The organism is Saccharothrix longispora (assembly GCF_030852425.1).
GTDB classification, from domain to species: domain Bacteria; phylum Actinomycetota; class Actinomycetes; order Mycobacteriales; family Pseudonocardiaceae; genus Actinosynnema; species Actinosynnema longispora.
This window is the reverse complement of sequence record NZ_NSDM01000006.1, coordinates 253002-264680: the sequence shown is the minus strand read 5'-3', so window position 1 is coordinate 264680 and position 11679 is coordinate 253002. Positions and strand designations below refer to the sequence as shown.

The window sequence follows — 11679 nt, the reverse complement described above, 5'->3', positions numbered from 1 at the left end:
CGCACCCGCCGCGACCGGGGGGAGGGGCACATGCGCGTGCCGGGTGCCGTGCTCGACCGCAGTCCGCTGCCCGCGCACCTGTGGCCCGACGCCGCGTCGGCCGCCCTGCGGATCGTCTACCAGGGGCTGGGCTACGACGGGTCGGGGCGCGAGGTCAGCGGCACGGTGTTCCTGCCGTCGGTCGACGCGCCGCCCGGCGGCTGGCCGGTCGTCGCCTACGCCCACGGCACCACCGGCCTGTCCGACCACTGCGCGCCGTCCCTGGTGGGCCTGAGCAGGCTGGAGCGCGAGCACGTCGGCCGCTGGCTGGCCGCCGGGTACGCGGTGACCGCCACCGACTACGAGGGCCTGGCCACGCCCGGCCCGCACCCGTACTTCAACGGCGAGGCGGTCGCCGACGACGTGGTGGACGCCGTGCGCGCCGCCCGTCGCGTCGACCCCCGGGTCGGCCGGACGTGGGTCGTCGTGGGCTTCTCGCAGGGCGGGCACGCGGCCCTGTTCACGGGTCTCGTGGCCACCGGGTACGCCCCGGAGCTGGACTTCCGCGGCACGATCGCCCTCGCCCCGCCGGTGCACCTGCCGATGCTGGTCGACCTGGTCACCGCCGACGGCGCGCGCCCGCTGCCGGTGCTGCTGCCGTTCCTGCTGGCGGGCGTGCGTGCCTCGCACCCCGACTTCGACGCCCGCCCGCTGCTCACCGCCGCCGGCGCCCGGCTGCTGGACGTGGCCACGTCGGCCACGCTCGTCGACATGTTCCGCGCGGTCGCCCGGCTGACCAACGACGACGGCGGCACCACCGGCCTGCCCGCCCGGTCCGGCGTGGCCCCGGTGCTGCGCGCGTGCCGCGTGCCCGTGTCGCGGATGGACCGGCCCGTCTACCTCACCGCGGGCACGGCCGACGAGGTCGTGCCGCCGGCGGTGGTCGAGCGGTTCGCCGCCGACCTCGCCCGCGCGGGCACCGACCTGCGCTTCGACCGCCACGAGGGCGCGACGCACGCCGACGTGCTGGCGGCCGGTCACGCCGACCTCGTGGCGTGGGCCGACGCCCTGCCGACCCGCGTGCCCGATCCCGTGCCGCCCCGCTTCACCCTGTTCGACGCGGACGGGGACGGCCGGCTCACCGCGGACGACTACGAGGTGTTCGCGCTGCGCCTGGTGCAGGCGTTCGGCGAACCGCCGGGCTCGCCGAGGGCGCTGGCCGTCCGGCGCGGCTACCGGGCGCTGTGGCGCGGCGTCGCCGAGCGCTCCGACACCGACCTCGACGGGCAGGTCGGCCGGGAGGAGTTCCTGCGCTGGCTCGACGAGGGGAGCCGCAGCGGTTTCGAGCACGCCGTGCGCCCGCTCGCCGAGGCCGTGCTCGCCCTGGCGGACGACGGCGACGGCACCACCACGACCGCCGAGTTCACCCGCCTGCTCACCGCGTGCGGACTGCCCCCGGACCGTGCGGCCGACGTGCCGGCGGTGTTCGACCACGACGGTGGCGGCACCGTCTCGACCGCCGAGGTGGTCGCCGTGGTCCGGGACTTCTGCCTCGATCCCGCGCCCGGCAAACCCGGCCACTGGCTGTTCGGCCGGCTCTGACCTTCGACCCTATTGAATATCGATAGGATATAAGCGATACTCGATCGCATGAAGCAGCTCATGCCCGCCATCGCGGGCACGGTCCTCCTGGCGGCGCTCGGCGTCACCACCGTCGTCCTCGGCGGGGCCGACGACTCGCCCGGCCTCCAGCTCATCGGCGTCCTGCTGGTCGTCGGCGCGGTCGTGCTCGCGGTGAGGAGCGTGCGGAACGCCCGCCGCGCCGGGTGAGCACTCGGGGTGCCGGTAGCCCCCAGAGCGCCGGGTGGCCCTCAGACGCCCACCGACGCGCGGTCCTCGGGACCGCGCGCGGGGGAGCGCAGGACGGCCACCGGGCGGGTGCCCGCGATCCAGTCGTGCCAACCCAGCTGGTCGCGGCGGAACACCGGCACCACGAACGTGCCGACGAGCACCACCGCGATCACGAGAACGTCCAGGCCGAACTGCCACCACGTGTCCCAGCGCGGCGAGAGGAACACCGCGTAGGCGAACAGGCCCGTCACGCCGAGCAGTTCGCGCCCCGCCAGGCGCAGCGGGTTGCCCCACGAGCCGTCGGCGCGGCGCAACCGGTAGCGCATCAGCCACCCGCCGGGCGTCCAGCCGCCGGTCACCGCCGGCAGCACCACCCGCAGCACCGCGGTGAACGCCAGGGACCACACCAGGTCCGGCGGCAGCAGGAACTTCGCCACCAGCACCACCGCGAGCAGGTCCACCGCCAGCCCGGCGACCCGGCGCGGCACGCCCACCGCGCCGGGCAGCGCCGCCGAGTCCTCCGCGGCGGGCACGGCCGGCACGACGAGCGCGACCGGCGCGACCATCCAACCGACCAGCGATCCGGCGGTGTTGGAGATGAGGTCGTCGACGTCCGCGATCCGGTACGGGCACGGGAAGATGCCCAGGTTCCCGGTGTACTGCACGACCTCCACGGCCAGGGACACGCCGAGCCCGATGGCGACCGCCGCGAGCGGCCCGCGGCGGTAGGCGCGGCGCAGTACGATGCCCAGCGGCACGAACAGGGCGACGTTGAACGCCTGCTGGACGAACGCCTGCGACGTCGCCATCGCCTGGAGGCCCGAACGGCCGTTGGCGGCCATGTTGTTGCGCATGTCCGTGACCCACTGGAACGGCCTCGTCGACAGCATCGTCTCGCCCCGGCACACCGCCCCCGGGTCCGGGAACGGCAGGAAGATCAGCGCCAGCGCCACCAGCCCGTAGGCCAGCAGGCCGTACAGGACGAACGCGCGTCGCGGCTCGACCCGCCCGAACCGCCAGTAGTGCAGCGCCACGAGCGGCACCAGGATCAGCGCGCCGACGCCGATGAAGGTCAGGAACCCCGCGCGCGCGGGCTCCAGGTACGAACTCAACATGTCCACCGCTCCGGGCAGGGTCAGCGCAGGGGGTCCGCGACGTGGTGACCACTCCTTAGCCGATCGGCGCGGAACTCAAACCCGGCACCGCCGTTCGGACGCGCGCGTGCCGTCGTCCGCCGTCGTCCGCGCGGCACTACCGTGGCAGACGACCGAACGCCCGTGACCGACCGCAGGGAGCGACCGTGACCGCAGTGTCCGTGTCCGACAACGCCGAGCAGTCCCGCTTCGAGGTGCGCCTGGACGGCGAGCTGGGCGGGTTCGCCGAGTACGTGCTGGACGGCGACGTCGTCACGTTCACCCACACCGAGGTCGCCGTCGAGGGCAAGGGCCTGGGCGGCGCGCTGGTGAAGCACGCGCTGCTCGACGTCCGGGAGCGCGGGCTCCGCGTGGTGCCGCAGTGCTCGTTCGTGCGCGGGTACCTGGAGAAGCACCCCGAACTGGCCGAGGTTACCGGCGAGTAGTATCCGGGGATGGAGTGGACCGAACCCGGGGTCTTCGAGGTCGCGCCAGGCGTGCACCGCATCCCCCTGCCCCTGCCGAACGACGGGCTGCACACGGTCAACGTGTACGCGGTCGAGGACGGCGACGGCCTGGTGCTGATCGATTCCGGCTGGTCGCTCGACGAGGGGGAACGCGCCCTCGTCGAGGCCCTGGGGACGCTCGGGTACGGCGTCGAGGACGTCCACCGGTTCCTCGTCACCCACCTGCACCGCGACCACTACACGATGGCGGTGAACCTGCGCCGCCGGTTCGGCACGCGCGTCGCGCTCGGCGCGGGGGAGCAGCCGTCGATGGCGCGCATCCTCGCCCGTGCGCGCGACGGGCAGGCGACGAGCCTGCGCGAGTGGGGCGCGCCGCACCTGGCCGAGAAGTGGCGCGCCGTCATGGAGGCCACCGGCGAGGGCGCGCTGCGCGACTACGAGGAACCCGACGAGTGGCTCGGCGAGGTGGAGGTGGGCCTGGCCAAGCGCGTGCTGCGGGTCGTGCCGACGCCCGGTCACACGCGGGGGCACGTGGTGTTCGTGGACGTCGAGTCGTCACTGCTGTTCGCGGGCGACCACGTGCTGCCGCACATCACGCCGTCGATCGGGTTCGAACCGGCCAGGCCCGCCCTGCCGCTGGGTGACTACCTCGACTCGCTCCGCCTGGTCCGCACTTACCCCGACCTGCGCCTGCTCCCGGCGCACGGCCCGGTGACCGACTCCGCCCACGCCCGCGTGGACGAGTTGATCGCCCACCACGAGGATCGGCTGGAGGCCACCCTGGCCGCCGTGGGCACCGGCACGGGCACCGCGTTCGAGACGGCCGCGAAGCTCGGCTGGACCCGGCGTGCCCGCCGCTTCGCCGACCTGGACCTCTTCAACCAGGTCCTGGCCATCGGCGAGACCGCCGCCCACCTGGACGTCCTGGTCCACCGGGGCCTGCTGACGGCCACCGCCCCCGCGCCCCACCCCCGCCTCTACACCCCCGCCTGACCGCGAGTCGTAACCCCAGCCCCCGCGAGTCGTAACCCCAGCCCGCGCGAGTCGTAACCCCAGCCCGAACCTACGACTCGCGCGGGCTGGGGTTACGACTCGCGCGGGCTGGGGTTACGACTCGCGGTCAGCGGGGGAGCTTGACCACGGTGACGAAGAAGTCGTCGATCTGGCGGACGACCTCGATGAAGCGGTCGAAGTCCACCGGCTTCGTCACGTAGGCGTTGGCGTGCAGGTTGTAGCTGCGCAGGATGTCCTCCTCCGCCTCCGACGTGGTCAGCACGACCACCGGGATCGTCCGCAGCGACGCGTCGGCCTTGATCTCGCCGAGCACCTCGCGGCCGTCCATCTTCGGCAGGTTCAGGTCCAGCAGGATCAGGCCCGGCCGGGGCGCGTCCTCGTACTGGCCCTCGCGGCGCAGGAACTCCAGTGCCTCCACGCCGTCGCGCACCACGTGCAGCTGGTTGCGGATCTTGTGGTGCTCGAACGCCTCCTGCGTCATCAGCGCGTCGCCCGGGTCGTCCTCGACCAACAGGACGTCGATCACGTTCAGCGGGCTGCTCATTGCTCGTCGTCCTCTACTGCCGGGATGGTGAACCTGAAGGCCGTGCCGGTCTCGCGGGTGGTGTCCAACCAAATGGTGCCACCGTGGTACTCGATGATCTTCCGGCACATCGCCAAGCCGATCCCCGTCCCCGGGTAGTCGTCCTTGTGGTGCAGACGTTGGAAGATGACGAAGATGCGCTCAGCGTACTCGGTGTCGATGCCGATGCCGTTGTCGCTGATGGTGAACTCCCAGAACTCGCCCGTCCGCTCCACGTCGACCCTCACGTGAGGTGGGTCCTCGCCGTGGAACTTCAGGGCGTTGCTGACCAGGTTGCCGAACACGCCGCCGAGCAGCGACGCCTCGCCGCGCACCGTCGGCAGCTCGGCCACCTCGATCGTGGCGCCGGTGCGCTCGATGACCTCGGAGTAGTTGTCCAGCACCTGCACGACCAGCTCGTCGCAGTCCACCAGCACCTGCTCGCGGCTGATGCGCCCGACCCGGGAGAACGCCAGCAGGTCGTTGATCAGCACCTGCATCCGCTTGGCGCCGTCCACCGCGAACCGCAGGTACTGCTCACCGCGCTCGTCCAGCTCCCCGGAGTAGCGGCGCTCCAGCAGCTGGCAGAACGAGGCGACCTTGCGCAGCGGCTCCTGGAGGTCGTGCGAGGCGACGTAGGCGAACTGCTCCAGCTCGGCGTTCGACCGCTTCAGCTCCGCCAGGTCGGCCAGGATGCGCGACCGCATCGCCTCGACGTCCTCGCCGAGCATCACCGTCTCGCGCGGGCCGCCCACCTCGACCTTGTGCGTGAAGTCTCCCGACGACACGTGCCGCACGTCGTCGGCCAGGTCCCGCAGCGGCGCGATCAGGATGCGGTACAGCACCACCGCGATCCCGGCGATGACCAGCACCAGCAGCACACCCAGGCCGATGAGCAGGTACAGCACCTCCTGGGCGGCCTCGTCGAGGTTCCGGCGGGCGACGTCGGACTCGCGGGTCAGCTCGTCGCCGAGCGAGTCGATCGCGCCGCGCAGCCGGTCGAACAGTCCCTTGCCGCGCTCGGCGTCGGCCAGCTCCGACGGCGGCCGGTTGGCCGAGCCCACGCTGATGATCAGCGGTTCGGCGTAGCTCTGCCTCCAGTCGGCCGACAGCACGCGGACCTCGTCGATCCGGGCCGCCAGGTCGGGGCGCAAGGGCTCCAGCAGCCGCCTCGCCTCGTCCAGGGACTCGGCCTCGTGGTCCTGCCCGTCGTTGTAGGGGGCCAGGAAGTCCAGGTTCGCGGTGAGCACGTACCCGCGCACGCCGGTCTCCTGGTTGATCACCGCCGTGTCGGCCTGCTGGACCAGGGAGCGGGCGGGTTGGATGCGGTCGATCAGCTGGGCGCGCGCCTCGGTCAGCTTGAGCAGGCCGATGGCCAGGCCGCCGATCGCGCCGGCGCACACGATGACGAGGATCGTGACGGACGCCACGAGGAGCCGGGCGGCGGGCCAGCGGGTGCGGTAGTCCATTCAGTCCCGGTCCGTGATGAGCAGTACGGCCATGTCGTCGTCCAGTTCCCCGCCGTTGAGCTCCTTAACCCTGGAGATGAGGTCGTCCAGCAGCGCAGACGGCTCCCGCGCCCAGTCGGGTCGCTCCCCGGTGATGTCGCCGATCAGCTCGATGAGGCGCTCGGAGCCCAACCGCTCCACGTCGCCCAGCACCCTGCCCTCGACCAGGCCGTCGGTGTAGAGCAGCATCGACCAGCCGGGCGGCAGCGGCACGTCCAGGCCGCTCCACGTGCTGTCCGGCAGCACACCCAGGGGCAGGCCCGCGCGGTCGCGCGGCAGTTCCACCACGCGGTCGCCGACGAGCAGCATCGGCTCGGGGTGCCCGGCCAGGTACACCCGCGCCCAGCGGCGGTCGGGGGAGATCGTCACCATGCACGCCGTGGTGAACAGGCCCGGCTGGTGCCGCTCGTGCTCCAGGATCTCGTGCAGCGTGCGCAGCACCCGCGACGGCTCCTGACCGGCCAGCACCAGCGCCCGCCACGCGATGCGCAGGAACACGCCCAGCGCCGCCTCGTCCGGGCCGTGCCCGCACACGTCGCCGATGATCACCTGGAGCGTGCCGTCGGAGGCGCGCACCGCGTCGAAGAAGTCACCGCCGAGGAGCATCCGGCTGCCGCCGGGCCGGTAGCGGAACTTCACCTCCAGGTCCTCGCCGTGCAGGATCGGGGACGGCAGCAGGCCGCGTTCCAGGCGGGTCTTCTCGGCCGCCAGCAACTGCTCCTCGCGCAGTTGCCGGTGCGTCTCCTCGGCCCGCTTGCGGCCGACGGCGTAGCGGATGCTGCGCGCCAGGCCCACGCCGTCCACCTGGCCCTTGACCAGGTAGTCCTCCGCGCCCGCGGCGACCGCCCTGGTGCCCTGGTGCTCGTCGTTCAGACCGGTCAGCACGATGATGGCCACCGGTGCCGGGTGGCCGAGCAGGCGGGTCAGGCCGTCCAGGCCCGTGGTGTCGGGCAGGCCCAGGTCCAGCAGCACGCAGTCGGCGTTGGGCAGCAGCCGCTCGGCCTCGCGCAGGGTGCGCGCCCGGTGCAGCGAGACGTCCGCCTCGACCTCGTCCAGCAGTGCTTCGACCAGCACGGCGTCGCCCTCGTCGTCCTCGACGAGCAGCACGCTGATGCGGTCCACCGCGGTCCGCGGTGTGGATAGCCCTGCCACGGGGGAGGAGATTAGTCGAACGCGATCAGCACCGGGCGACGGCGGTGCGGTGGGGCGCGGTGAGCGGTGCGCGGCTCATGACCGAAGATCCCGGTGTGACGTTCTCCCGGATGGTGGCGCTGACCGCCCGCCTGCCCCGCCGCGGCAGGGGTTTCTGGTACTCCGTGGCCATCGACCTGCTGTGGCCGCTGGTCGTCCTGTTCGTCCGGATGAGCATGGCGGGCCGGTCGAACGTCCCCCGACGGGGTGGCGTGTTGCTCGCCTCGAACCACCTGTCCAACGCGGACCCGGTGACGCTGACGGCGTTCGCGCTCGCCGCCGGCCGGGTGCCCCGCTACCTGGCGAAGGCGAGCCTGTGGAAGGCGCCCGTCATCGGGTGGGTGATGTCGTCCGGGCGGCACATCCCGGTGGACCGCGGCACGGCGCGCGCGGGACTGGCCCTCGACGGTGCCAGGGTGGCCCTGGAGGCGGGGGAGTGCGTCATCGTCTACCCGGAGGGCGGGTTCACCGACGACCCCGACGGCTGGCCGATGCGCGGCAAGAACGGCGTGGCGCGGCTCGCGCTGGCCACCCGCACGCCCGTGCTGCCGGTGGCGCAGTGGGGCGTCCGCGAGCTGCTGCCGCCCGGAGCGTTCGTGCCCAGGCCGTGGCGGAGGGTGACGGTGGCGGCGGGCGCCGAGGTGGACCTGTCCGACCTGTACGGGCTGGAGCCGACCAAGGCGGTGCTGGACGAGGCCACGGCGCGGATCATGGGCGCGATCACGACCCTGCTCGTCGGCATCCGGGAACTCCCGCCCCCCGGGAGGGCGTGACGCGCCGGCGTCGCGCTAGGGCTCGCGGCGCCCCTCGTCCGACGGCAGGGGACGCCGTCCCGAGCGCTCCCAGTTGATGAACTGCCCGGCCACGGTCGACACGCTGGTGAGCAGCCACACCGCCACGCCCGCGTCGTCGGTCACACCGATCAGCGGCAGCAGCTCCGGCAGCAGGTCGACCGGCGACACCAGGTAGAGCACGCCGAACGCCCACGTGGCCAGGGTGGTGGTCGGCAGCCCGTACGCCTTGCGCTCCCGCAGCAGCCTCGGCAGCGCCTTGGCGCGCTGCACGACGTTCCCGACCGGCCGCCGCTCGCCGTCGCGCTCCCACCGGCGTCGCCTGCGCAGCACCCAGGCGGCACCGGCGGCGACGCCGAGCACCAGCGCCCCGACCCCGGCCGCCACCGGCGGCAGGCCGAGGACGTCGGCGTCGCGCCAGAACAGCGTCCCGAGGCCGATCAGGGTCAGCACCACGGCGAGGGCGATCACGGTCCCCATGCTAGTGGCGGCACGCCTCGCGCGTGGTCCGGCGAATGCCCGGAGAACACCCCGGGGCCGTTCGGCCGAACGCGCCCCCGGCAGGGCAGCGTCCGATGTGGACGGCCCGGTCCGCGGGTTCGGGTTGGCGAAGCGACGGGACCCCGCGACGCGCGGGGCGGTCGCGGGGTCCCGGGGTGGAGCGGGTGGGTCAGATGCCGCAGGACGGCGCGGACCAGAAGCGGCTGGGCCGGTGGTCCACGTGGGTGTGGTCGTTGTGGCCCGCGTAGCCCGGGCCGAGGATGCCGTTGAAGCCGTGGTTGCGGGCCTGCTGCGCCAGGCGGCACAGGCTGTGCGGGCCGGCGCCCAGGTCGACGGCGTCACCGTAGAGGTGGCGCGAGTTCGACGCCCCGCCCACGGCGTTGTTGCACGCCACGCTGCGGAAGCCGCTGGTCACGCGGATCGGCTGGTCGCCCAGCGCGTGCCGCAGGGCCTGGAGCTTCCACATCGACACGAGGGCGTTGGCCTTCGCCTGCGCGGCCGAGACGTTGCCCCCGGCCCAGGTGGAGTTGCAGTTGTTGAGCTCGGCGTACGTGAAGTTCACCGGCGTGCAGTCGTCGTCCTGCAACGCGTAGATCTTCGAGTACGTGGCGTTGCCGGCCACGCCGTCCGCGCCCAGCCCGTACGCCTGCTGGAAGCGGATCAGGGCGGACCTGGTGGCGGGGCCGAACTGGCCGTCCAACCCGAGGACGGCGCCGCTGCCGGGGTAGCCCGACAGGCGGATCTGCAACTGCCGCACGTCCTCGCCGGACGCGCCCTGGGACAGGGTCCGGTTCCAGGTGTAGCAGCCGTCGGCCTGCGCCGAGCCACCACCGCCGACCACGAGTACGACGGCGACCAGTGACAGCGCCGCCAGGCAGGACAGGACACGTCGGAGCACAGGGACCTCCAGGCAGGATCGACAAATCGAGCGGAGGTCCGGAAGCCTGCCGGTAGTGGAAAACTTACGTCAATCTGTCTCCGATGTCTGAATATTTCACACAAGACGAATAGTTTGTGAACGGCGGGTCACCGCCGCGGTCCGCAGACCGCCGCCCGCAGCAGCCCGGCGGACGCCGCGGCGCACACCCCGGCCGCGGCGCTCCGCCAGGCCACCTGGTCCTCCAGGGCCAGCACGCCGTTCCACAGCGCCACGGCCAGGAAGACGGTCGCCAACACCACCAGCGCCCGTGCGCCCCGCGTCCTCATGACCCCAACAGCGTCCACGCCCGACCGGATGTTACGTGCGGGTATCCGCGCGCACACCCCACCCGGCCAGGCGTTACCCCGCGACGACGGTCAGGCGGGCACGCTCCAGGCGGGCGACACCTCGTTGAACCCGGCCCAGTGCCGCACGTCGAACCCGGCCGGCCCGGTGCGCCCGCCCAGCGCGATGCGCCTGTCCCGCACCGCCTCGACGGTCCACGCCGCCTGCCGGTCGAGCAGGTCGTCGACCTCGTCGTCGCCCAGACCCTCGATCTCGTCCCAGAACGTCATCACCCGGTTGACGTAGAGCGCGACCAGGTGGTCGCGCGCCGCCTCGAACCGCCCGCCCGCCACCGCGGCCAGGGCGTCGGCCAGCACGTGCGGCCAGTCCTCCGTGGTGACCCGCAGCCCCCACGGCGCGGCCGGCGCCGACCCCGCCGACGGGAACAGCGACCGCACGTCGCCCCGGTGCGCGTCCAGGTAGCGGGCGACCGACTCGGACACCCGCGACACCACGGCCGGGTCCTGGGGCACCGCCGCGCCGTCCACCGCGGCCCGCGCCGAGGCCGGCGCGGGCGCGGGCTCCCGCACGCCGTCGGTGCGCAGCACGACGTGGAACAGCGAGTCCAGCACCTGCTGCGGCAGCCGCAGGATCTTCGGGAACGGCGAGTTGTGCAGCTTGCGCCCCAGCGGCACCTCCACCACCCGAACGCGCTCGCGCAGCGCGTTCGCGGTCAGCCACACGTCGATGCCGTACAGGTAGGCGCTGTCCGGGCGCGGCCACGCCCCGGTCCGCTCCAGGAACGCCCGGTTGAACGCGAACTCGCCGCCGATGGGCTGCTGCACGTGCACGCCGAACACGGCGGCCAGCAGCGGGCTGGCCAGGTGGTTGGTGGTGTTCGCCTCGAACCGGTTGCGCCGGTACGCGGGCACGGCCAGCACCGGTTCGTCGCCCTCGACCGCGTCGGCCAGCGCGGCGATCCACCGGGGCTCCGTGGACCGCACGTCGGTGTCGAGCAGCAGCAACCGGTCGGCGTCCAGCTCCAGCGCCCGGTCCACGATCGCGAACACGTTGGTGCCCTTGCCCGTGCCCTCGCCGCCGGAGCTGGCGACGACCTTGCGCGCTCTGAGGGGCGTCTCCGCGAAGCGCTGCACGGTGCCGTCGGTGCTGCCGTTCTCGGCGAGCACCACGACGTTGGTCCCCTCCGGGAACGCCGCGTGCAGACCCGCGTCGGCGGCCTGCGCCACCGCGCCGACGGTGCGCGCCTCGTCGCGGGCGGGGAGCCCGACGACGGTGACTTGACTCCGGTTCGCCATGGGACCGAATGCTTGGCGGCCAGGGTTACGGGAACACGGCGACGGCGTAACAGATCACCCGGGGTTTGCCGTGGAAACGGCGTCGGCGGGCACGACGGGGCCGGGACACGCGTGGACAAGGCGCGTGCCCCGGCCGGGTGCCACCAGCGGGTCCACCGGGAC

At 73.1% G+C, this 11679-nt stretch carries 13 protein-coding genes; 5 read left to right on the top strand and 8 right to left on the bottom strand.

Going from position 1 to position 11679, the window contains the following annotated elements; translation table 11 throughout:
- Positions 1 to 30: 30 nt before the first annotated feature.
- Together CKY47_RS16475 and CKY47_RS16470 are read left to right on the top strand one after the other, a co-directional pair.
- The gene (locus tag CKY47_RS16475) at positions 31 to 1581 is read left to right on the top strand and encodes a lipase family protein (RefSeq protein ID WP_306746697.1); all 1551 of its coding nucleotides are present in this window, start codon (positions 31 to 33) and stop codon (positions 1579 to 1581) included.
- A 48-nt stretch (positions 1582 to 1629) separates the two neighbouring features.
- Positions 1630 to 1809, top strand: a complete 180-nt coding sequence (locus CKY47_RS16470; RefSeq protein WP_306746696.1) for a hypothetical protein — start codon at positions 1630 to 1632, stop codon at positions 1807 to 1809.
- A gap of 41 nt (positions 1810 to 1850) precedes the next feature.
- On the opposite strand, the gene CKY47_RS16465 is transcribed toward CKY47_RS16470, so the two are convergent.
- The gene (locus CKY47_RS16465) at positions 1851 to 2945 is read right to left on the bottom strand and encodes a VanZ family protein (RefSeq protein WP_306746695.1); all 1095 of its coding nucleotides are present in this window, start codon (positions 2943 to 2945) and stop codon (positions 1851 to 1853) included.
- 185 nt (positions 2946 to 3130) lie between these two features.
- Here CKY47_RS16465 and CKY47_RS16460 point away from each other — a divergent pair, with 185 nt between their 5' ends.
- Positions 3131 to 3409 (top strand): GNAT family N-acetyltransferase, encoded by a 279-nt coding sequence (locus tag CKY47_RS16460; protein ID WP_306746694.1) that lies wholly within the window; start codon positions 3131 to 3133, stop codon positions 3407 to 3409.
- Positions 3410 to 3418: 9 nt separating this feature from the next.
- Entirely contained in the window at positions 3419 to 4423 is a 1005-nt protein-coding gene (locus tag CKY47_RS16455) for an MBL fold metallo-hydrolase (protein WP_306746693.1), read from the top strand.
- Positions 4424 to 4550: 127 nt separating this feature from the next.
- Here the strand turns inward: CKY47_RS16455 and CKY47_RS16450 are convergent, their stop codons facing one another.
- Genes CKY47_RS16450 through CKY47_RS16440 form a run of 3 tightly spaced genes read right to left on the bottom strand, consistent with a single transcriptional unit; the run spans position 4551 to position 7636 of the window.
- Complete coding sequence (locus CKY47_RS16450) at positions 4551 to 4988, bottom strand: response regulator (RefSeq protein WP_306746692.1); 438 nt, start codon at positions 4986 to 4988, stop codon at positions 4551 to 4553.
- On the bottom strand, positions 4985 to 6475 hold the full coding sequence (locus tag CKY47_RS16445) for a sensor histidine kinase (protein ID WP_306746691.1): 1491 nt from the start codon (positions 6473 to 6475) through the stop codon (positions 4985 to 4987). Before CKY47_RS16445 ends, CKY47_RS16450 begins: the two co-directional genes overlap by 4 nt.
- Entirely contained in the window at positions 6476 to 7636 is a 1161-nt protein-coding gene (locus CKY47_RS16440) for a PP2C family protein-serine/threonine phosphatase (protein WP_306746690.1), read from the bottom strand. It abuts the gene before it with no gap.
- A gap of 107 nt (positions 7637 to 7743) precedes the next feature.
- On the opposite strand from CKY47_RS16440, the gene CKY47_RS16435 reads away from it, so the two are divergent.
- Entirely contained in the window at positions 7744 to 8478 is a 735-nt protein-coding gene (locus tag CKY47_RS16435) for a lysophospholipid acyltransferase family protein (RefSeq protein WP_306746689.1), read from the top strand.
- A gap of 15 nt (positions 8479 to 8493) precedes the next feature.
- Here CKY47_RS16435 and CKY47_RS16430 read toward each other — a convergent pair whose 3' ends face one another.
- The 4 genes from CKY47_RS16430 to CKY47_RS16415 all read right to left on the bottom strand — a co-directional run bounded on the left by CKY47_RS16430 (position 8494) and on the right by CKY47_RS16415 (position 11517).
- Complete coding sequence (locus CKY47_RS16430; protein ID WP_306746688.1) at positions 8494 to 8976, bottom strand: YkvA family protein; 483 nt, start codon at positions 8974 to 8976, stop codon at positions 8494 to 8496.
- A 190-nt stretch (positions 8977 to 9166) separates the two neighbouring features.
- Complete coding sequence (locus CKY47_RS16425; RefSeq protein ID WP_306746687.1) at positions 9167 to 9895, bottom strand: D-Ala-D-Ala carboxypeptidase family metallohydrolase; 729 nt, start codon at positions 9893 to 9895, stop codon at positions 9167 to 9169.
- 128 nt (positions 9896 to 10023) lie between these two features.
- Complete coding sequence (locus CKY47_RS16420; RefSeq protein ID WP_306746686.1) at positions 10024 to 10203, bottom strand: hypothetical protein; 180 nt, start codon at positions 10201 to 10203, stop codon at positions 10024 to 10026.
- A gap of 90 nt (positions 10204 to 10293) precedes the next feature.
- Positions 10294 to 11517, bottom strand: coding sequence for a glycosyltransferase family protein (locus CKY47_RS16415; protein ID WP_306746685.1), 1224 nt, complete (start codon positions 11515 to 11517; stop codon positions 10294 to 10296).
- Positions 11518 to 11679 lie beyond the last annotated feature (162 nt).

Coding starts and splice junctions, on each gene's coding strand:
- CKY47_RS16475 (WP_306746697.1), top strand. CDS start 31: ATGCGCGTGCCGGGTGCCGTGCTCGACCGCAGTCCGCTGCCCGCGCAC.
- CKY47_RS16470 (WP_306746696.1), top strand. CDS start 1,630: ATGAAGCAGCTCATGCCCGCCATCGCGGGCACGGTCCTCCTGGCGGCG.
- CKY47_RS16465 (WP_306746695.1), bottom strand. CDS start 2,945: ATGTTGAGTTCGTACCTGGAGCCCGCGCGCGCGGGGTTCCTGACCTTC.
- CKY47_RS16455 (WP_306746693.1), top strand. CDS start 3,419: ATGGAGTGGACCGAACCCGGGGTCTTCGAGGTCGCGCCAGGCGTGCAC.
- CKY47_RS16450 (WP_306746692.1), bottom strand. CDS start 4,988: ATGAGCAGCCCGCTGAACGTGATCGACGTCCTGTTGGTCGAGGACGAC.
- CKY47_RS16445 (WP_306746691.1), bottom strand. CDS start 6,475: ATGGACTACCGCACCCGCTGGCCCGCCGCCCGGCTCCTCGTGGCGTCC.
- CKY47_RS16435 (WP_306746689.1), top strand. CDS start 7,744: ATGACCGAAGATCCCGGTGTGACGTTCTCCCGGATGGTGGCGCTGACC.
- CKY47_RS16430 (WP_306746688.1), bottom strand. CDS start 8,976: ATGGGGACCGTGATCGCCCTCGCCGTGGTGCTGACCCTGATCGGCCTC.
- CKY47_RS16420 (WP_306746686.1), bottom strand. CDS start 10,203: ATGAGGACGCGGGGCGCACGGGCGCTGGTGGTGTTGGCGACCGTCTTC.
- CKY47_RS16415 (WP_306746685.1), bottom strand. CDS start 11,517: ATGGCGAACCGGAGTCAAGTCACCGTCGTCGGGCTCCCCGCCCGCGAC.